Annotated in this window: 19 protein-coding genes; 7 read left to right on the forward strand and 12 right to left on the reverse strand. The window is 59.0% G+C overall.

All coding sequences use genetic code 11. From position 1 onward, the window contains the following. Positions 1–39 precede the first annotated feature (39 nt). A complete protein-coding gene (locus AC1Z1G_RS20755) occupies positions 40–1,359 on the forward strand; it encodes an MFS transporter (protein ID WP_483622249.1) in 1,320 nt (439 codons plus the stop codon). Positions 1,360–1,521: 162 nt separating this feature from the next. Here AC1Z1G_RS20755 and AC1Z1G_RS20760 read toward each other — a convergent pair whose 3' ends face one another. Continuing rightward, positions 1,522–2,277 (reverse strand): COG4705 family protein, encoded by a 756-nt coding sequence (locus AC1Z1G_RS20760; protein ID WP_483622250.1) that lies wholly within the window; start codon positions 2,275–2,277, stop codon positions 1,522–1,524. A gap of 380 nt (positions 2,278–2,657) precedes the next feature. Between AC1Z1G_RS20760 and AC1Z1G_RS20765 the strand changes: the two genes are divergently transcribed. Both AC1Z1G_RS20765 and AC1Z1G_RS20770 read left to right on the forward strand, forming a co-directional pair. Then, positions 2,658–2,993 (forward strand): hypothetical protein, encoded by a 336-nt coding sequence (locus AC1Z1G_RS20765; protein ID WP_483622251.1) that lies wholly within the window; start codon positions 2,658–2,660, stop codon positions 2,991–2,993. A gap of 138 nt (positions 2,994–3,131) precedes the next feature. Next, the gene (locus tag AC1Z1G_RS20770; RefSeq protein WP_483622252.1) at positions 3,132–3,767 is read left to right on the forward strand and encodes a flavin reductase family protein; all 636 of its coding nucleotides are present in this window, start codon (positions 3,132–3,134) and stop codon (positions 3,765–3,767) included. A gap of 3 nt (positions 3,768–3,770) precedes the next feature. On the opposite strand, the gene AC1Z1G_RS20775 is transcribed toward AC1Z1G_RS20770, so the two are convergent. Next, a complete protein-coding gene (locus tag AC1Z1G_RS20775; RefSeq protein WP_483622253.1) occupies positions 3,771–4,034 on the reverse strand; it encodes a hypothetical protein in 264 nt (87 codons plus the stop codon). Between the two features lie 9 nt (positions 4,035–4,043). After that, positions 4,044–4,409, reverse strand: a complete 366-nt coding sequence (locus AC1Z1G_RS20780; protein WP_483622254.1) for an antibiotic biosynthesis monooxygenase family protein — start codon at positions 4,407–4,409, stop codon at positions 4,044–4,046. A gap of 336 nt (positions 4,410–4,745) precedes the next feature. Here AC1Z1G_RS20780 and AC1Z1G_RS20785 point away from each other — a divergent pair, with 336 nt between their 5' ends. Beyond that, positions 4,746–5,669, forward strand: coding sequence for an AraC family transcriptional regulator (locus AC1Z1G_RS20785; protein WP_483622255.1), 924 nt, complete (start codon positions 4,746–4,748; stop codon positions 5,667–5,669). 82 nt (positions 5,670–5,751) lie between these two features. On the opposite strand, the gene AC1Z1G_RS20790 is transcribed toward AC1Z1G_RS20785, so the two are convergent. The 4 genes from AC1Z1G_RS20790 to AC1Z1G_RS20805 all read right to left on the reverse strand — a co-directional run bounded on the left by AC1Z1G_RS20790 (position 5,752) and on the right by AC1Z1G_RS20805 (position 10,200). Beyond that, the gene (locus tag AC1Z1G_RS20790) at positions 5,752–6,774 is read right to left on the reverse strand and encodes an alpha-xenorhabdolysin family binary toxin subunit B (RefSeq protein ID WP_483622256.1); all 1,023 of its coding nucleotides are present in this window, start codon (positions 6,772–6,774) and stop codon (positions 5,752–5,754) included. 33 nt (positions 6,775–6,807) lie between these two features. Next, on the reverse strand, positions 6,808–8,070 hold the full coding sequence (locus AC1Z1G_RS20795) for an alpha-xenorhabdolysin family binary toxin subunit A (RefSeq protein WP_483622257.1): 1,263 nt from the start codon (positions 8,068–8,070) through the stop codon (positions 6,808–6,810). 475 nt (positions 8,071–8,545) lie between these two features. Continuing rightward, positions 8,546–9,160, reverse strand: a complete 615-nt coding sequence (locus AC1Z1G_RS20800) for an NAD(P)-dependent oxidoreductase (RefSeq protein ID WP_483622258.1) — start codon at positions 9,158–9,160, stop codon at positions 8,546–8,548. A 155-nt stretch (positions 9,161–9,315) separates the two neighbouring features. After that, positions 9,316–10,200 (reverse strand): MBL fold metallo-hydrolase, encoded by an 885-nt coding sequence (locus AC1Z1G_RS20805; protein WP_483622259.1) that lies wholly within the window; start codon positions 10,198–10,200, stop codon positions 9,316–9,318. A gap of 114 nt (positions 10,201–10,314) precedes the next feature. Between AC1Z1G_RS20805 and AC1Z1G_RS20810 the strand changes: the two genes are divergently transcribed. Both AC1Z1G_RS20810 and AC1Z1G_RS20815 read left to right on the forward strand, forming a co-directional pair. Continuing rightward, complete coding sequence (locus AC1Z1G_RS20810) at positions 10,315–11,229, forward strand: LysR family transcriptional regulator (RefSeq protein WP_483622260.1); 915 nt, start codon at positions 10,315–10,317, stop codon at positions 11,227–11,229. A 134-nt stretch (positions 11,230–11,363) separates the two neighbouring features. Then, a complete protein-coding gene (locus AC1Z1G_RS20815; protein WP_483622261.1) occupies positions 11,364–11,540 on the forward strand; it encodes a hypothetical protein in 177 nt (58 codons plus the stop codon). 9 nt (positions 11,541–11,549) lie between these two features. On the opposite strand, the gene AC1Z1G_RS20820 is transcribed toward AC1Z1G_RS20815, so the two are convergent. Further along, on the reverse strand, positions 11,550–12,446 hold the full coding sequence (locus AC1Z1G_RS20820) for a helix-turn-helix domain-containing protein (protein WP_483622262.1): 897 nt from the start codon (positions 12,444–12,446) through the stop codon (positions 11,550–11,552). A gap of 314 nt (positions 12,447–12,760) precedes the next feature. On the opposite strand from AC1Z1G_RS20820, the gene AC1Z1G_RS20825 reads away from it, so the two are divergent. Then, positions 12,761–14,278, forward strand: coding sequence for an MDR family MFS transporter (locus AC1Z1G_RS20825; RefSeq protein ID WP_483622263.1), 1,518 nt, complete (start codon positions 12,761–12,763; stop codon positions 14,276–14,278). 38 nt (positions 14,279–14,316) lie between these two features. Here the strand turns inward: AC1Z1G_RS20825 and AC1Z1G_RS20830 are convergent, their stop codons facing one another. The 4 genes from AC1Z1G_RS20830 to AC1Z1G_RS20845 form a co-directional block, all read right to left on the reverse strand. Beyond that, the gene (locus tag AC1Z1G_RS20830; RefSeq protein WP_483622264.1) at positions 14,317–15,165 is read right to left on the reverse strand and encodes a cache domain-containing protein; all 849 of its coding nucleotides are present in this window, start codon (positions 15,163–15,165) and stop codon (positions 14,317–14,319) included. A gap of 93 nt (positions 15,166–15,258) precedes the next feature. After that, the gene (locus AC1Z1G_RS20835; RefSeq protein ID WP_483622265.1) at positions 15,259–16,095 is read right to left on the reverse strand and encodes an ATPase; all 837 of its coding nucleotides are present in this window, start codon (positions 16,093–16,095) and stop codon (positions 15,259–15,261) included. Between the two features lie 105 nt (positions 16,096–16,200). Next, a complete protein-coding gene (locus AC1Z1G_RS20840) occupies positions 16,201–17,193 on the reverse strand; it encodes an NAD-dependent epimerase/dehydratase family protein (RefSeq protein ID WP_483622266.1) in 993 nt (330 codons plus the stop codon). 96 nt (positions 17,194–17,289) lie between these two features. After that, on the reverse strand, positions 17,290–18,189 hold the full coding sequence (locus AC1Z1G_RS20845; protein ID WP_483622267.1) for a LysR family transcriptional regulator ArgP: 900 nt from the start codon (positions 18,187–18,189) through the stop codon (positions 17,290–17,292).

Raw genomic sequence — 18,189 nt, forward strand, 5'->3', positions numbered from 1 at the left:
ACGCGCGCTCCACAAAAACAATTAAATGAAGGATCCGTCATGGATAACTCACAAACCCTGCCTCTTGGGTCGGCCGCTGTGCCTGCCAAAGAAAGAACCACGGCCAGCCGCATCAAATCGATCTTCAGCGGTTCTGTCGGCAACATGGTCGAGTGGTACGACTGGTACGTCTACGCCGCCTTCTCGCTGTACTTCGCCAAAGCCTTTTTCCCCAAAGGCGACACCACCGCCCAACTGTTGAACACCGCCGCGATTTTCGCCGTGGGCTTCCTGATGCGCCCGATCGGCGGCTGGCTGATGGGGTTGTATGCCGACCGTGCCGGGCGTAAAGCCGCGTTGATGGCTTCGGTGTATCTGATGTGCTTCGGCTCGCTGATCATCGCGCTGAGCCCGGGTTATGAAACCATCGGCGTCGGTGCACCGGTTCTGCTGGTGTTCGCCCGTTTGCTGCAAGGCCTGTCGGTCGGTGGCGAATACGGCACCTCGGCGACGTACCTGAGCGAGATGGCGACCAAGGAACGTCGCGGTTTCTTCTCCAGCTTCCAGTACGTGACGCTGATTTCCGGCCAACTCATCGCCCTGGGCGTGCTGATCGTTCTGCAGCAAACCCTGACCACCGAACAACTGTACGACTGGGGCTGGCGCATTCCGTTCGCCATCGGTGCCTTGTGCGCGGTCGTGGCGCTGTACTTGCGTCGCGGGATGGAAGAAACCGAGTCGTTCACCAAGAAAGAAAAGTCCAAAGAAAGCGCCATGCGCACCCTGATGCGTCACCCCAAGGAGTTGATGACCGTGGTCGGCCTGACCATGGGCGGCACCCTGGCCTTCTACACCTACACCACGTACATGCAGAAGTACCTGGTGAACACAGTCGGCATGAGCATCAGCGACTCCACCACCATTTCGGCGGCCACGCTGTTCCTGTTCATGTGCCTGCAACCGATCATCGGTGGCTTGTCGGATAAAGTCGGACGGCGGCCGATCCTGATTGCCTTCGGCATTCTGGGCACGCTGTTCACGGTGCCGATCCTCACGACCCTGCACACCATCCAGACCTGGTGGGGCGCGTTCTTCCTGATCATGGCGGCACTGATCATCGTCAGCGGTTACACCTCGATCAACGCCGTGGTCAAAGCCGAGCTGTTCCCGACCGAAATCCGTGCGCTGGGCGTAGGCCTGCCGTATGCATTGACCGTGTCGATCTTCGGCGGCACCGCCGAATACATCGCGCTGTGGTTCAAGAGCATCGGCATGGAGACCGGTTACTACTGGTACGTGACGGCGTGCATTGCGGTGTCGTTGCTGGTGTACATCACCATGAAAGACACCCGCAAACACTCGCGGATCGAGACGGACTGACAGGCAAAAAATCCCACAAAGGTGCGAGGCCTTTGTGGGAGCAAGGCTTGCCCGCGATAGCGATCTGGCAGGCGGCCTATTTGTTGAATGTTAAACCGTCATCGCGGGCATGCCTTGCTCCTGCAAGAGCAACGCAGTGCTCGCGAAGGCCGCGACTCGGTATCAGGACAATTCGGCAACCTCACGGCCCGCGTATTTGTTCTGCACAAACGAAGCGCCAGCGATCATCACCACCAATATCCCCGCCAATACCAGCGACGAACCAATGGTCCCGAAATCCAGCCCGCCCTTTTCATGGGGTTTGGTCAGGAAGTCGCCCAGGGTCGCGCCGAATGGTCGCGTCAACACGAACGCCACCCAGAACAGCAGCACCGACGAGATCTTCGTGAAGTACTTGAGCAGTACCACCACCGCGATGGTCGCGCCGATCAACAATGCACCACCGGCAAACCCCAGCCCCGAGTCGTCCGCCAGGAAGTCACCCAGCGCGGTGCCCAGGGTGTTGGAGAACAGGATCGCGACCCAGTAGAACATCTCGCCACGAAAGCTCTGGACCTTGTTCACGTTCAGTGACTCGCCGCTCAAGCGCCACGCCGCAAAAATCGCGACCAGGATGGCGATCAGAATCATCGACCCCGACGCATACCCCAGGCCCAGCGTACGGTCCATGAAGTCCGACATCGTGGTGCCAGCGGTGCTGGTCGAGAGGATCACGATCCAGTACAGCACCGGGCTGTAGGTTTTGGAAAACAGCTGTGTCACCAGGGTCAGCAAAAATACGCTGATGAGGATCATCGAGCTGATGGCGTAGCCGACATTCAAGGTCATCGACAGCAAATCCCCAGCCGTTTCCCCCAGGGTCGTCGCGCAGATTTTCATGACCCAGAAGGCCAGGGTGATCTGTGGAAGTTTGTTCATTCGGTGCAGTGCTCCAGAGCTCGATTCAAGACGGCCTGTCTTTGAGTTTTTGGCCGACGCGAAGGCTGCCCGGGGCACGGTGAAAATTAGGTAAGGCTCAAATGAAAAATCCGTTCATCCGGGCGCTTCAAGGGCGGTGGCGAGATTAATGATCCGTTAATGCCCAAGCGACATTCTGCCGGCCTCTGAATCCATATCGAGGTTTCGTACGTATACAGAATGCAGGCCACCGAGCGGCGTCTGACAACTTCCTGCGACGCCCATAACATCGTATAAATCGATTGATTTAAGCATTTTTTGCGCTTTTTAATCAATTTCACAAGCGTAATATAAACCCCATACCCAACGCACACCACGTAAACGAACCCGGAGTACACACCATGAAAACCAAACTGATCCTCGCCCTGACCCTCTCCGTACTGGCTGCCAACACCTTCGCCGCCGACGGCTTCGACCGCACCGGTTCCGCTGTCGCTGCCGATGGTTATGACCGTACGGGTTCCGCCACTGTTGCGGCTGATGGCTTCGACCGCACTGGTTCCGCCACTCTCGCCGCCGATGGCTTCGACCGTACCCCACAAGGCCAGACCGTTGCCGAAGGTGGCCGCGATCGCCTGGAAGAAAAAGGCCTGGTTGAAGATGGCTACGACCGTACAGGCTCTGCCACCATCGCTGCTGACGGCTATGACCGCACTGGCTCGGCTTCCATCAGCTAACACTTGAACGTGGCATCACAGCCCGGCTTCGGCCGGGCTTAGTCATTTCTGGAGGGCCGGATTTTGCCCCAGTACCGCTGGAATAAACCGCACCTGCCCGGCACTATTGCAACCATTAACCGTTCTGGAATCTGCGCAATGCCCGACGACATCCACTACTACGAACCCGCCAACGGCCACGGCCTGCCCCACGACCCGTTCAATGCCATCGTCGGCCCGCGCCCCATCGGCTGGATTTCCTCGCAGGACAGTGAAGGCCGGCTGAACCTGGCGCCTTACAGTTTTTTCAACGCGTTCAACTACATTCCGCCGATCATCGGGTTCTCAAGCGTTGGCCGTAAAGACAGCCTGAACAACATCGAGCAGACCGGCGAATTCGCCTGGAACCTGGCCACCCGCCCGCTGGCCGAGCAGATGAACCAGAGCTGCGCGACGGTTGCGGCCGACATCAATGAATTCGAGCTGGCCGGGCTGACGCCCGCCGCCTCGAAAATCATCCAGGTGCCACGGGTCGCCGAAAGCCCGGTGTCCTTCGAATGCAAGGTCACGCAGATCATTCAGTTGCAGCGCGCAGATAAAGAAGTGGTACCAAGCTGGCTGATTCTCGGCGAAGTGGTCGCCGTGCATATCGCCAAGTGGCTGCTCAAGGACGGGGTGTACGACACCGCCGCGGCAGAACCGATTCTGCGCGGCGGTGGGCCGGCGGATTACTTCCAGTTGGGGCCTGAGGCCCTGTTCAAAATGTTCCGACCGGGAGCGGCCAACGCCCCCTGATCGTCACCAGACCAGTTCGCCGTCTTCAGTCACGTCGCTCAGTTGCTCGAGTTTCGCTTCTGCAGCCTGATCGGCCACCAGGGCGGTCTTGAAGGTCTGGTCATCAAGGATTTTGTGAAACCGCGGGGCGCCTGAACCACCCAGGGCCTTGACGGCAATGGCGGCGCTATAGCCCTCCTCACCGCGCACGGCGGCAGAAACGGCTTCGAACTGTGCAAACTCTTTACGTGCCATGTTGCGGATCCTGGCCAATGGAAAGTCGGCCATTCTAAACCCTCAGCTGGCCAACTGCTGCAACGGCGCGGCGTTGAACGACGGATATTCGTCCCGCGCCTGAGCGACCGATACATCGCTGAACGTGTGAAAGTCCAGGCTATTGACCACCAGTTCCTGCACCAGCTCGCTGAATACCTCCATTGCCGGGCTGCTGAAGTAGTCCGTCATGGCCCGCTGATCGGTCCAGAATCCGGACACCAGCCACAGTTCAGGGTCACACAGGGAATGTTGCAAGGCAAAGTGCAGGCAACCGCTGGCCTGGCGCGAAGGTTCGATCAGGCTGCTCAAGCGCGCACCCAACTCCGTTGAACGGCCAGCGCGGGCGCGGACAAACGCCATGTGGCTGACGGGGATTTGCGTGGACATGTTCGACTCTCCCTGGATGTAAACGATCAGCAGCCCGAGAGAGGCTGCGACAGGAACCCAGATTAAGCTCCCCCGTCACGGGCCGTTAGTCGATTCCTGCCGGCTTGTTGCACAATCCTGCACCCGCACGCCGGTGACGCTACCCCCCAGTTCAACCGAGCGCTGAACGTGACAGAGGTGTTTCAAGCAAGTTTCTCCCGCCTCTGCTCATGTTCTTCAGACTGTCGGCGGCCCTGGAACAGGATCAGGCAAGTTTTACGCAGGATTTACCTACCCCCATGGGTTGCACAAACATAAGCTGTGCCCATCCCATCAGCCTTGCCGAGGATGATTCCCATGGCACCTCTGGATCACACCCACACCCCGCTGGACGCCGACATGGAAAAACACCGGGTGGAGCTGGCGGCAATCATTCGCCGCAATACCCGCGAGGACGGCAGCTACGCGACCGCCATCGGTTCGTTGTATCTGTCGCGCCACAGCCAGTCCCACGACTTCGCCCCGGTGCTCGCACAACCGGCGCTGTGCATCATGGCTCAGGGGCGCAAGGAAGTTCGCCTGGCGGACGAGTTCTTCAACTACGACCCACTCAATTACCTGGTGGTGTCGGTCTCGATGCCGCTCAGTGGTCGGGTGGTGAATGTTTCGCCAGACCATCCGATCCTGGCCTTGCGCCTGGACATCGACCCGGCGGAGATCACCGCGTTGATCGCCGACGCCGGCCCGCTCGGCGTCCCCTCGCGACCCGCCGGGCGCGGCCTCTACGTTGAACAACTGGATCAACCCATGCTCGACGCGGTGCTGCGCCTGGCGCGCCTGCTCGACACGCCGAAAGACATCGCCATGCTCGCGCCCCTGATTCGTCGGGAGATCCTGTATCGCCTATTGCGCAGCCCGCAGGGCCACCGTTTGTATGAAATCGCCATTGCCAACAGCCAGAGCCATCGCATCGGCCAGGCGATCAAATGGCTCAACGGCAACTTCGAGCTGCCGCTGCGCATTGAAGCATTGGCCAGGGAAGTGAACCTCAGCGTGTCGACCCTGCATCACCGCTTCAAGGCGATGACCGCCATGAGCCCGCTGCAGTACCAGAAGCAACTGCGCCTGCAAGAAGCGCGGCGCTTGATGCTCGCCGAAGGCATCGACGCCTCGGCGGCCGGTTACCGCGTGGGCTATGAAAGCCCCTCGCAGTTCAGCCGCGAGTACAGCCGATTGTTTGGCGCGCCACCGCTGCGGGATCTGGCGCGATTGCGCTCGTAGTCGCTTATACGGCGCGAATCACGTGCTTGATCTCCTGAAACGCGGCCAACCCCACGGCCCCAATTCACTGCCCCTGATCCACTCAGGCCCTTTTAATCACGCTCAGGTAATCCAGCATGGCGCAATAACGTGCCGCCATCTCTTTGATCGACACAGCATCGCGCAACATGTGCAGTTGAGTTGTCACCATGAAGTGCTCATAGGCCTGGGCGAGCTTTTGCGCTTCCTGCAACCAGCTCAGTCTGTTTTGGTCGAGGCTGCCAATCTCATCGAGCTTGCTCAGTGTGCGGTTCAGTTCAAGCAACTCTTTTTCAACCGCCTTGACCTCAACCCGTACGCCATCGGTGCGCGTGTAAATAGCGTCTCGCGCCTCTGTGAAACTCACGTATTGACGACCTTGCTCGATGCCGTCCAGGTTGCCGTTGAGCCGCTTCAAGGCAAGCTCCAGGAATTCGCGATCAGGCTTTTTCGTGCTGACCAGCTTGATCGCTGCCTCGATCTCCTGGGCGGTTGGAATCATGCCCTTGAAGATGTCGATCCAGGTAGGGGACTTAAACTGTTGCAGCGCCTCGTCGACACTGCGTTTCTCTTCAGCGAGCGCACGGAGGTCGGTATTGAGCAGCAGGAGCTTGCGTTCTTGCGCTGCACGCCTTGCTTCATAAGGAGCGCTCCACTGCGCGCCCTCCTGAACCAGTGTGAGGCCGCCAATCTCTGGCAGCTCTCGGGATAAATGCTCCCGGGCCGCGAGCAAGGGCGCCTGCGAACTGCTCAGCCGCTGAACACAATACGTCACCAGTTCCTCGATCTTTCTGGCACGTGTTGCAGCCGTGGCCACGGTGTTCCCCTCGATCTGCACGATACGCGCCAGCGTACTCTCAAAACTGATGTTACCCAGGGAGGCCTGCACCCTCTTGATATGCTCAAACAATTGATGATCTGTGTCGTTGATCTGTGCACGCAGGTAGTCGACCTTATCTTGTATCGCCCCAGCGAAGGCAAAGGTTTTACCAGCCACTTTCAAGTCAAACTGACTCTTGGCCTGTTTCATGACCACCGTGTCCGGCACGGCATAACTGAACAGACCCTTAAACTCATGAACCGTCATAAAATTCTTCCTTGAACTCAATAGAGTGACAACTTAATCCACAACCGAATTAAACACTTCAGACAAATTGGCGGCATAGCCTTTAATGGTTCCCCAAGGCGCCACCACATCCTGAATATCCATAACCAGCAAACTCAAGTCAAAGGCGTTATCCATTTCAAATAGCCGCACTCGAGATTCCTCGATATTCATCCAGATAATGGCCCAGACGTCCTCCAGGTTTTTCGCCCCTTGTTCGGCATCGATCATCTGCGACTTCATGTTTTCCAATCGTATGCGCAAATCCATCAACAGCTTGGACAACCGGGCTTTCTCCATTTCCTTAAGCACATTATCCCGATTTTCGATCAGGCCGTTTTTCTCTGCCCTGGTCGCTTCTGCCTTAGAACCAAAGATGCCGCCAGTGATAGCAACACCGATGGGGCCGAACACCAACCCGGTGAAGGCATAGCCCACCAGACTGTCGTACTCTTTGATTTTCTCGGCGATACGCTTATCCAGTTCTTTTATTTCAACTCTGAGTTGCTCTTCCTCGGCGACCTGATCCAGACCGGCTCGCTCCACATCGCTGAGTTTTACTTTGACGAGAGGCAACAGCTCTTCGGTAATCTTGCGCGAGAACTCCGTCGACAGTGCCTTAACCGCGCTGATCCGGCGGCAGAAACTCTCGATATCGTTTTTCATCCGTACCAGATACCTTTCCAGGCTTTCGACCTTGTCGGTGTCCGAGTTCCCCAGCGCGATTTCGGCCATTTTGGCCCGCTCCACCTCCGTCAGCGTATGAATCGTGCCGGTCAGGTCCTTGTAGCCCTGGAAGCCTTTAAGGTGCTCTATCACCAGGTTCCCGGTATTGATGAACCCACGGGAAAACAGATCCAGCCGCCCCCCAAGATCCTTGGTATCACGCTCAAGGGTTCCCCAAGACAGTGCATGCTGGTGAATCTTCTGATGCAGGCTCTGGATGTCGGCCGGTTCCAGTCCCTCTCTTCCAGATCTGATGTAACCCAACTGACGTTCAATCGGGGTCAAATCGACTGGTAAGGCCAAGGCCGCTTTGACATAACGTTTTATGGCCACAATATTATGTTTCTGAACAATGAATGTTCCGCCCCTGTAAGCGCTTCCATTTTTGCCCGCCATCACGCCGAAGTATTGAACCGGCACATATTTCGCCGCATCACTTATAGTGCTTATGCCTTCCATCTCGACAACTGCTTGACCGGCAGTCGTCCTCAACCTTTCCCGAAGTTCTTCCGGAGATTCTTCCTTAGGCTTTTCCTTCGCATCTACAATCATTGACCTTCTCCATACCGTGAGGGCACGTCGCCTCAAACAACCTCCTATTGAAAAGTTTTAGCAGCATTCCTCGCCACTCAAACCAGAGCACAACCCTAATAGCAAGAACGTGACGCCACAAGCTCGTCAAACACCCTGAACCTCGTAGGAATTAAAAACATTCAACACGCAAACGCTTGAAAAGTTAAACATCTAGAAAAACAACAGACAAAAAAACACCCCACTTCATCTTCAAAGCCTCTAATTGCACACAACCAAGATGAAGCAGAAATCATTACTTAAAGCGTCTCAAGAAAAATAAAAACAACCGAACTCATCAGTTCTTAAACATCCGGTTTCACACTAACGACAACCACAAACACGCATTGAGCACTTCCCAAACTCCATTGCAGAGTTGGAATAGCGCACCGTTAAAAATCAGCACATAGCAAAAAGCACGGACTGCCCAAGGGGCAGTCCGTGCTTTGGTGACAGATCAATAACCGACCGTAAACCGCTGACGGCTATGCGCCGGTTTCTCGACTTCATCGAGCATCGCAATCGCGTAGTCGGCGAAGGTGATCCAGCTCTTGCCTTCGGCACTCACCAGCAGGTCATCCTTGCCCACGCGGAAGGTGCCGGTGCGCTCGCCCTCGACAAATTCCGCCGAGGGCGACAGGAAAGTCCAGTCCAGTTCCTTTTCCTGGCGCAAGGTGTCGAGGTAAACGCCGCCAGCACTGGCCTCGGCCTTGTAGGCATCCGGGAAGCCGGGGCTGTCGATGACTTTGCTGCCCGTCGGCAGCAACAGGCTGCCAGCACCGCCCACCACCAACAGGCGTTTGACGCCGGCCTGTTTCACCGGCCCGAGAATGGCACTGACCGGGATGCTGGAGAAGTGCGCGGCGCTGAGCACCACGTCATGACCGGCCACGGCAGCTTGCAGGGCGGCGGCATCGGCGGCGTCGACATTCTTGCGGGTGACACCGTCACGCTGGCCGATGGTCGAGGTATCGCGGGCAATTGCAGTGACGCTGTGACCACGACGCAGGGCTTCTTCCAACAGTTGGCTACCGGCACGGCCAGTGGCGCCGATGATTGCGATCTTGCTCATGACGTTCTCCAGTTCAGGTGTGATCTGTGGCGAGCGAGCTTGCTCGTGCTGGGCTGCGCAGCAGCAGCCCCAAAAGCTTCGTACTCATGGCAAATGTTGCGAGTGCTGCGCACTCGAACGGGAGCAAGCTCCCTCGCCACAAAGGGTAAAACGACTCACCACTTCATTTCGCCCTTGGCGACTTTGGCGCTCAGTTCCAGCGAGCTTTCTTCGCCGAGGGTCGGGAAGCGCTTTTTCATCGCCGCAATCAGTTCGGCGGAGTCTTTGGCCTTGGCGGTTTCTTCGTCGAAGGCCTTGATGTAGTCGGCAGTGAACTGCACGGCGGCCAGCGAACGAGCGCTTTCACCCAGGTAGTGGCCCGGCACGAGGGTCGCAGGCTTCAGGTTTTTGATGGTGTCCAGGGTCACGAGCCAGTCTTTGTGGGACTGCGGGGTTTGGGTATCGGCCATCCAGACGTGGATGTTTTCAGCCACCACCACACCACCGACCACGGCTTTGATCGACGGGATCCAGACGAAGGTGCGGTCCGGTTGTTTGCCGTCCAGGCCAATGATGTCCAGTTTCTGGCCTTCCAGGGTCAGGCTGTGGCCCTTGAGCACGGCTGGAACGATGGTTTTGGCCGGCACATCAGCGCCCATTTTCGGGCCCCAGAATGCGACTTTGCCTTCAACGGTTGCCTTGATGTGATCAACCGTCGGTTGCGAGGCAAGCACTTTGGCTTTCGGGAACGCGGCGGTGATGGTGTCCAGGCCGAAGTAGTAGTCCGGGTCACCGTGGCTGATGTAAATGGTGGTCAGTTCCTTGCCGCTGGCGCGGATTTTTTCCACGACCTGCTCGGCCTGGGACTTGCCGAATTGCGCGTCCACCAGGATGGCGTCGTGCTTGCCGCTGACCAGCACCGAACTCACCGGGAAGATAGCAGCGGTGCCTGGGTTGTAAACATCCAGGGTCAGTGGCGCGGGGGCAGCAGCGGCATGGGCGGCGAAGCCCACAGTGGCGGTGGCCAGCAACAAGCGCTTGAGTGAGGTGAATCCGATCATGATGTGCTCCGGGTCTGTGCTGCCGTGATTGGCGATGGGAGAGAGCTTAGTTGCCTGAGTCGTTACAAAAAATGCGATGCTTGGACATAGTTTGTTTCTGAAAGCGGGCAAATCATGGATCGTCTTCAAGCAATGCGGGTCTTCATCACGGTAGTCGACCTGGGCAGCCAGTCAGCCGCCGCCGATCACCTGGACCTCTCACGGCCGGTGGTGTCGCGTTATCTGGCGGAACTGGAAGATTGGGTCGGCGCGCGGTTGATGCACCGCACCACCCGCAAACTGAGCCTCACCGCTGCGGGCAGCGAGATTCTGCCGCGCTGCCGGCAGATGCTCGACTTGTCCAGCGACATGCAGGCCGCCGTCAGCGAGCCGGACGATGCGCCGCGTGGCCTGCTGCGCATCAGCGTCAGCACCTCGTTCGGTCAGGCGCAACTGGCCGATGCCGTGGCCGCGTACGTCAAGCGCTACCCAGGCGTGAGCATCGACCTGCAAATGCTTGACCGCACGGTGAACCTGGTGGATGAGCGCATCGACCTGGCGATCCGCACCAGCAACGACCTGGACCCGAACCTGATCGCCCGGCGGCTGACGGTCTGCCGCTCGGTGATCTGCGCCTCCCCCGCCTACCTGCGTGAACACCCGACGCCGCAGCGGGTCGAGGACCTGAGCCAGCACAACTGCCTGACTCACTCTTACTTCGGCAAAAGCCTGTGGCATTTCGAGCAGGACGGCGAGCAGGTTTCAGTACCGGTACAGGGCAACATCAGCGCCAATGAAGCCAGCACCCTGCTGCGCGCCGCCATGGCCGGCGCCGGTGTGGCGATGCTGCCCACCTATCAGGCCGGGGTGCACATTCACAGCGGCGAGCTGGTTCGCTTGCTGCCAGGTGCAGAACCCCGGCAGATGAACATGTACGCGGTTTATGCATCACGCAAACACATGCCGGCAGCGCTGCGCAGCATGCTGGATTTTCTGGTACTGAGGTTTCCCGAAGAGCCGGAATGGGATAGGAGCAGCGGTAAGTTGTAAGTTGTGAGCTGCAAGCTGCAAGCTGCAAGCAGGTTTGTGGCCTTGGCTTGTAGCTTGTAGCTTGGCTTGCAGCCGCCCCCAAGCGACCTATGCTGATAGTAATACCCAAGGGTATTCGTTCAGAGGTCAGCGCCATGAACACCAAAACAAGAAGATACCTCGCGATCTTCATCACCTGCACCGCGACGCTGGTGTTGTATGGCACTGCGGCCTACCGGGTGGAGCAGGCCCGGCAGTTGCCACGTGAGTACGCGAGTTGCAACTTCGAACGTTGCATACCCCACAACGCGACCCTGAACGCCCTCAGGTAACAAGCGGTTTCAGTCCTCGCCATCCTGATCGGCTTTCAGCCGGTCGCGAAACGCCTTGGGTGATATCCCCACGCGCCGCCGAAACAGCCGGGTGAAGTTGGTCGGATCAGAAAACCCGAGCACATCGGACATCTCGTAAATGGTCATGCTGGTGTACGTCAGCAAGCGCTTGGCTTCGAGCAACTGGCGTTCGTGCATGATCTGCAAGGCCGGTTGCCCCGCCAGTTCACGGCAGGTGCCATTGAGGTGGGAAACGGAAATCCCCAACTTGTGCGCCAGGTCTTCGACCTTCACATGTTCGCGGTAGTGGTCTTCGACCAGTTGAATAAACCCGTTGAGGTACTCGCGCGCACGTTGTGGCCGTTGGCTCGCCGCGTGGCGCTGGAGCACCTGGCGGCTGACCCACACCATAATCACGCTGACCAGCGAATGCATGAGCATTTCACGGGCCGGCTGATGACCGACGTATTCGCTTTGCAAGGAGGAAAACAGGCTGTTCAGGTACTCGCTGTCCTGGCCGGCCGGGTAACTTTCAGCCTGCACGAGTGCGCTCACCGAATCGCCCAACTGCGCCTGGAGGTGCGCCACCAGCGGCGCGGCGAGGGTCACCACGAAGCCTTCTACATCCTCGGAAAACCGAAACCCGTGCACCGACAACGGCGGCAGCACCTGAATCGCCGGTTCGTCGAGGCGTGTTCGTTTGCCCTCGATCTCAAGCTCTGCGTGGCCCTTGAAGACAAATAACAACTGACACAGATCGGCGTGCCGATGGGGTTTGATTTCCCATTGATGTTCGCGGCTGCGCTTGGAGAGGGTTTCGCAATGCAGCAGGTCCGGGGTTGGCCAGTCCAGGCTCTCGCCATAGAGTTTGAATACGGGAATCGAAGGAGGGGCAGGCTTGTTCATCACTTCAGTCCAGGCCTCAGAGTGTCGGGCGATAATCGCACCGTTTGGCAAAAAGAACAGGTATCGACTCAGCTGTCACCGCCAATTGACAGACTCACACGCAAAAAATGCAAGCACTCGATTGATAAAAACCACCCACCGGCCAAGTCCGCATGACGGATGCGAGCCATGACAACACTGAAAATACTGAAACCCCAGGTCGCCCTCCTCGACTTTCCATACGAGGCTATCGAATAGCTTGCTATCAACTTACACTGGCGAACACTCCCGCTCGCCTCCCCCCTGCGGGTCAATCACCGCTCGCAGGTTTTTTCGTGGCCAATCTCAATCAGCCTGAAACGCCCAAACCCGCTATTCGCAGCGTGCTGGTCGCGCTGATGCTGGCGATTTTCCTCGGGGCGCTGGACCAGACCATCGTCGCCGTGTCGATGCCGGCCATCTCCGCGCAGTTCAAGGATGTCAGCCTGCTGGCCTGGGTGATTTCCGGCTACATGGTGGCGATGACCGTGGCAGTACCGATCTACGGCAAGCTCGGCGATCTTTATGGTCGGCGACGGCTGATGCTGTTCGGCATGGGCCTGTTCACCCTGGCATCGCTGTTGTGCGCCATGGCCCAGAGCATGGAGCAACTGGTGCTCGCCCGGATCATCCAGGGCATCGGTGCCGGGGGAATGATTTCGGTGAGTCAGGCGATCATCGGTGACATCGTCCCGCCCCGCGAACGCGGCCGCTATCAGGGCTATTTCAGCAGCATGTACGCAATGGCCAGTGTTGCCGGGCCAGTGCTGGGCGGCTACATGACCGAGTACCTGTCATGGCGCTGGGTGTTCCTGATCAACCTGCCGCTGGGCCTCGGCGCGTGGCTGGTGGCCAACCGCACGCTGGTGGGGTTGCCGGTGCCGCAGCGCAAGCCGGTCATCGACTACCTCGGCACGCTGCTGATGATCATCGGCCTCAGCGCGTTGCTGCTGGACATTACCCTGGTCGGCCAGGGGCATGTGTGGCGCAGCCCCGAGGTGCTCGGTTTGTTGGGCTGTGCGGTGCTGACCCTGGCACTGTTCGTCTGGCATGAGCGGCGGGCTCGCGAGCCGTTGCTGCCGATGCACCTGTTTGCCAATCGCCCTGCGATCCTGTGCTGGTGCACGATTTTCTTCACCAGTTTCCAGGCGATTTCGCTGATCGTGTTGATGCCGTTGCGCTTTCAAAGTGTCACTGGTGCCGGTGCCGACAGTGCGGCCCTGCACTTGTTGCCGCTGGCCATGGGCTTGCCGATGGGCGCGTACTTCGCCGGGCGCCAGACTTCAGTGACCGGGCGCTACAAACCGATGATTCTGACCGGCGCCCTGCTGATGCCGTTCGCCATTCTCGGCATGGCGTTCAGCCCGCCTCAAGCCACACTCCTCAGCGCAGTGTTCATGCTGCTCAGCGGGATTGCCGCCGGCATGCAGTTTCCCACCTCGCTGGTGGGCACCCAGAATTCGGTGGAACAACGGGACATCGGCGTGGCCACCAGCACCACCAACCTGTTTCGCTCACTGGGCGGCGCGGTCGGCGTGGCCTTGATGTCGGCCTTGCTGCTGGCATTGTTGCAGGACTCCAGCTTCGCGCACCTGGCCAGTTCGTCGCTGATGGCCGAAGGCAGTTCGGGCAACGTGTTGCTCGACGGTTTGAGCGCTGCGTCGGGGGATGCGCAGAACGCCTTGCGCGCCGAACTGCTGCTGACCTTCCGCCACCTGCTGATGGTCAGCGCGGCGGTGTCGATACTTGGCCTCGTGGCGGCCATCAGCATGCCGAACATGCTGTTGCGCGGGCGGGAGGACAAGGCCCGGTAGGCGGACCGAGTCCGCCTGGCGTCGTCGGTCACTGACAATCAAGGGCTGTAATACCCCACCGCCACCAGCAAGTGATCGACCTTTTTCAGGTAGGCGTGCTTGTCTTCGATTTTGCCGGTGACTGGGTTTTTCCAGCGGTATGCGTATTCACCCTGATCCTGCTGCCCCATGAGTGCCAGGATCGGCTCCCCCACGGGTTTGCCTTCCGGGTCCTTGATCTTGCCGAAATCGGTGTTGATCAAGCGCAGGTTGGTGCCATGGGCAACGTAGCGCTGGTTGTCCAGGTCAACGACAAATACATACAGGTCATCCTGCAAAAAACCGCCCTTGAGCGAGTTGATCGCTGTCAGCGTGCCTTTCTCATCCTTGGCCAGATCGCTCGCGGCTTTTTCGAGCAATGCCTTGGCCTGCTCGGCCGAGGCGCGCGGCAGGTAGTAACCGACCGCCAGGATGCGGTTGCCGATGCGCTGGTAGAACACCCGTTTGCGCTCGACCTTGCCATCGGCCCAATTCTGCCAGCGATACTCGGCCTCCTGGATGCCATTGCCCTCCGGCACCAGCAAGGCGTTTTTGAAAGCTTTCTGCAAGTCAGGCCCCAGCGCCTCGGACACATCACGGCCGATCAATGCCGACGACGGCCCACCGCTGGCAAGCATCATCCCTTGAGTGTCGACGACAAAAACATAGCGATCCTTGTCGACGAACTCGCCCTGGCGACTGAATGCCGCGAAGGCTTTGTCGCCGTTGTCGTGGTAATAGGCCAGGGCTTTTTCCAGCAGGGCCAGCGCTGCCTGGCTGTCATCCGCAGCCTTGGCGGCCGCGTGCGCCTGCCCCAGGCACAGCACCAGCAGCCAGCCCAGCAAGGTAGTTTTGTGCAGAAACCTCATTGCGCATCCCTCGTCTTATTGATGTTTCAAGAGCGTAGACGGCAATGAGGCAGTCACCAGCAAGCATTCCCGCAGCGCGGGAACGCATCGGGATCAAGGGCGGGCACTGATCTGCTGTTGCAGGTTCTGGATCTGGCTTTGCAAGGTGTTGATGTTGCGCGTGACCTGGCCACGGAACGCATCGAACTCGGCGGTGTTGCCCCCCCCTTGAGCCGAGGCCGGGCGATTGTCCTGTTGGCTCTTGAGGACGATCAGTTCCTGCTCCAGACGCTCGATGGCCGGGTTGCCCTGCTTTTTCAATGCAGCGATGTCCGTCCCCAGGCTCTTGAGTTGGGCATCGACTTTGCTGGTGTCCGGTTGAACGCCTTTGAGCGTGGTCAACTCAGTACTCAGGGCTTTGACCTGAGCTTGCAGTTGGCTGTTGGCGGCTTGTTGCTCGGCGGTTTGCGCGGCCATTTGCGCCAGACGTTTGTCCAGGTCCGTCGCCTGGCCCGCGACGCCTTGCTGCTGTTTGTTCTGCTCCAGCAGTTTGCTTTCCAGTTGCTTGATTTGCAGCTTCAGCGCTTCGCTGTCACTGGTGACGTTGGTCTGGCTGGCCACGACCTTGCCGGAAATATCCTGCAAACGCCCCGCCGCTTCCTCACTGATCCGCGCGAAGCTTTCCTGAGTGGCGACCAGTTGCTGTTCCATCAGCGAAATCTGCTGGAAGCTCCACCAGGCCAAACCGGCAAAGGCAAAAAACAACGCACCGACCAGTGCCCACAGCGGGCCCGTGCTCGCACCTTTGACCCTGGCCGCAGGCGCAGGCCGGGAATGCACCGAGGTGCGCTCGCGGGTAGCGGAAGTCGGTTCAAAGTCGTCGTCGAGGGTATCGGCCCGCAGGCTGGGTACATCGTCGAAGTCGTCGTTGGCATCGTTACGCATGGACATGAGTCAACCTTTCTAAAGCACGGTGATGGCTAAATGCTGCGAGTATAAACCGCTCACTCGCCGCACTGATCGACCTTGAACCCCACTCTCGGTTCAGTGTTTATTTCAGCGAATATCCTGGGCCTTCCACCAACCGCAGAACTCGTCGAGGGCAGTCCACAGGCTGACTTTCGGGTCGTAGTCCAGATAATGCCGGGCGCGGCTGATGTCCAGGGTGAAATTTTTGTTCATGACCTGCATGCCCAGGCGCGACAGCGTCGGCTCCGGTCGTCCCGGCCACAGCTTGCAAACCCCTTCGTTCAGCGCCGCGATGCTGTAGGCCAAACCGTAGGAACGGTAGCGGGTAACCTGTGGAACTTCCATCTGGCGCATCACATAGTTGACCACATCCCACAACGGTACCGGCGTGCCGTTGCTGATGTTGTAGGCCTTGCCGAGCGCCGACCCCGTCGCCAACAGGCTGCTGAGCAGCGCCTCGTTGAGGTTCTGCACGCTGGTGAAATCGACCTTGTTCAGGCCATTGCCGATGATCGCCAGGCGTCCTTTGCGCTGCATCTTCAACAACCGCGGGAAGATGCTCATGTCACCGGCCCCCGTGACGAAACGCGGCCGCAAGGCCAGTACTTCAAGACCGAACTCCTGTGCACCGAAGACTTTCTGCTCGGCCAGGTACTTGGTCGCCGCGTACGGGTGCTTGAAGCGCTTGGGTACTTGCTCTTCGGTCAGGCCAAGATGATCGCGACCATCGAAGTAGATCGAGGGCGACGACAAGTGCACCAACCGTCGAACGTTCTGTTTCAGGCAGGCTTCGACCACGTTTTCGGTGACCAGCACGTTGCCCTGATGAAAGTCCTGATACCGCCCCCAAAGCCCCACCGCGCCCGCGCAATGCACCACCGCGTCGACATCCAGGCACAGGTCGCGAACCAGCATTGGATCACTCAAGTCCCCCTGGACGAACTGCGCGCCACGACGCACCAGATGTTCGACGCCTTCGGCCCGACGGCCGTTGACCCGCACGTCCAGCCCTTGCTCCAGGGCGAAACGCGCAAAACGTCCGCCAATGAAGCCGCTTGCGCCGGTGACCAGAATTTTCATGAGTTGCTCCTACAAATGCAGTAACTAGCTTCAAGCGACAAGCTACAAGTTAAAACCGATCCACAAGCTCTTTACTTGTAGCTTGCAGCTTGACGCTTACCGCTGCTCCAAGGGCACCAGCCATTGCCCGCTGGATCGTGCCAGATGCTCGGTCAGTTGGGCCAACAACTGCCCTCCGTTGCGCCAATGATGCCAGTACAGCGGCACATCAATCGGCTTATCTGCCAATAACTCCACCAGAACGCCCCGTTCCAGTTGATCGCGCACCTGCAGTTCCGGCACCAGCCCCCAGCCCAGCCCGGCCTCGGTCAGGCGAATAAAGCCTTCGGAGGACGGACACAAATGGTGCTCGAAACCGCCATCCACGCCCAACGACGCCAGGTAACGATGCTGCAAAAAGTCATCCGGCCCGAACACCAGCGCGGGCGTGCGGGCCAACTGATCGGCGCGAACCCCGTGAGGGAAATGCCGGGCGATGAAGGCCGGGCTGGCCAGTGCACGATAGCGCATGGCGCCCAGCAACACGCTGCGAGCGCCCGCCACCGGACGCTCGTTGGCGCACACACACGCAGCCACTTCACCGGCCCGCATGCGTTTGAGGCCAACGGTCTGGTCCTCCACCACCAGGTCAAGCAACAAGTGCTGCCCGGCGCAAAAATCCCCCACGGCCTCGGCCCACCAGGTCGCCAGGCTGTCGGCATTGAGGGCGATACGCAGACGCTCCGGCAACCCCTCCTCATCGAGGGCCGGCACCAGCGTTTGCAAGTCGCGCTCAAGCAGTCGCACTTGCTGCACATGGTTGAGCAGGCGCCGGCCGATCTCCGTCGGGGCCGGCGGCGTGACCCGCACCAGCACGGGTTGGCCGACCCGGGCTTCAAGCAATTTGATCCGCTGGGAGATGGCCGACTGAGACAACCCCAGTACTTGAGCCGCCCGTTCGAAGCCGGCCTGCTCGACCACGGCGGCCAGGGCAGAAAGCAACTTATAGTCAAACAT

It is taken from the genome of Pseudomonas sp. JL27(2026) (genome assembly GCF_056933555.1).

Excerpts from the sequence above, each read along its gene's own strand:
- AC1Z1G_RS20810 (WP_483622260.1), top strand. The coding sequence starts at position 10,315 with ATGGATCGTCTTCAAGCAATGCGGGTCTTCATCACGGTAGTCGACCTG.
- AC1Z1G_RS20805 (WP_483622259.1), bottom strand. The coding sequence starts at position 10,200 with ATGATCGGATTCACCTCACTCAAGCGCTTGTTGCTGGCCACCGCCACT.
- AC1Z1G_RS20845 (WP_483622267.1), bottom strand. The coding sequence starts at position 18,189 with ATGTTTGACTATAAGTTGCTTTCTGCCCTGGCCGCCGTGGTCGAGCAG.
- AC1Z1G_RS20780 (WP_483622254.1), bottom strand. The coding sequence starts at position 4,409 with ATGTCCACGCAAATCCCCGTCAGCCACATGGCGTTTGTCCGCGCCCGC.
- AC1Z1G_RS20765 (WP_483622251.1), top strand. The coding sequence starts at position 2,658 with ATGAAAACCAAACTGATCCTCGCCCTGACCCTCTCCGTACTGGCTGCC.
- AC1Z1G_RS20820 (WP_483622262.1), bottom strand. The coding sequence starts at position 12,446 with ATGAACAAGCCTGCCCCTCCTTCGATTCCCGTATTCAAACTCTATGGC.
- AC1Z1G_RS20770 (WP_483622252.1), top strand. The coding sequence starts at position 3,132 with ATGCCCGACGACATCCACTACTACGAACCCGCCAACGGCCACGGCCTG.
- AC1Z1G_RS20775 (WP_483622253.1), bottom strand. The coding sequence starts at position 4,034 with ATGGCCGACTTTCCATTGGCCAGGATCCGCAACATGGCACGTAAAGAG.
- AC1Z1G_RS20790 (WP_483622256.1), bottom strand. The coding sequence starts at position 6,774 with ATGACGGTTCATGAGTTTAAGGGTCTGTTCAGTTATGCCGTGCCGGAC.
- AC1Z1G_RS20840 (WP_483622266.1), bottom strand. The coding sequence starts at position 17,193 with ATGAAAATTCTGGTCACCGGCGCAAGCGGCTTCATTGGCGGACGTTTT.
- AC1Z1G_RS20835 (WP_483622265.1), bottom strand. The coding sequence starts at position 16,095 with ATGTCCATGCGTAACGATGCCAACGACGACTTCGACGATGTACCCAGC.
- AC1Z1G_RS20785 (WP_483622255.1), top strand. The coding sequence starts at position 4,746 with ATGGCACCTCTGGATCACACCCACACCCCGCTGGACGCCGACATGGAA.
- AC1Z1G_RS20830 (WP_483622264.1), bottom strand. The coding sequence starts at position 15,165 with ATGAGGTTTCTGCACAAAACTACCTTGCTGGGCTGGCTGCTGGTGCTG.
- AC1Z1G_RS20755 (WP_483622249.1), top strand. The coding sequence starts at position 40 with ATGGATAACTCACAAACCCTGCCTCTTGGGTCGGCCGCTGTGCCTGCC.
- AC1Z1G_RS20815 (WP_483622261.1), top strand. The coding sequence starts at position 11,364 with ATGAACACCAAAACAAGAAGATACCTCGCGATCTTCATCACCTGCACC.
- AC1Z1G_RS20795 (WP_483622257.1), bottom strand. The coding sequence starts at position 8,070 with ATGATTGTAGATGCGAAGGAAAAGCCTAAGGAAGAATCTCCGGAAGAA.
- AC1Z1G_RS20800 (WP_483622258.1), bottom strand. The coding sequence starts at position 9,160 with ATGAGCAAGATCGCAATCATCGGCGCCACTGGCCGTGCCGGTAGCCAA.
- AC1Z1G_RS20760 (WP_483622250.1), bottom strand. The coding sequence starts at position 2,277 with ATGAACAAACTTCCACAGATCACCCTGGCCTTCTGGGTCATGAAAATC.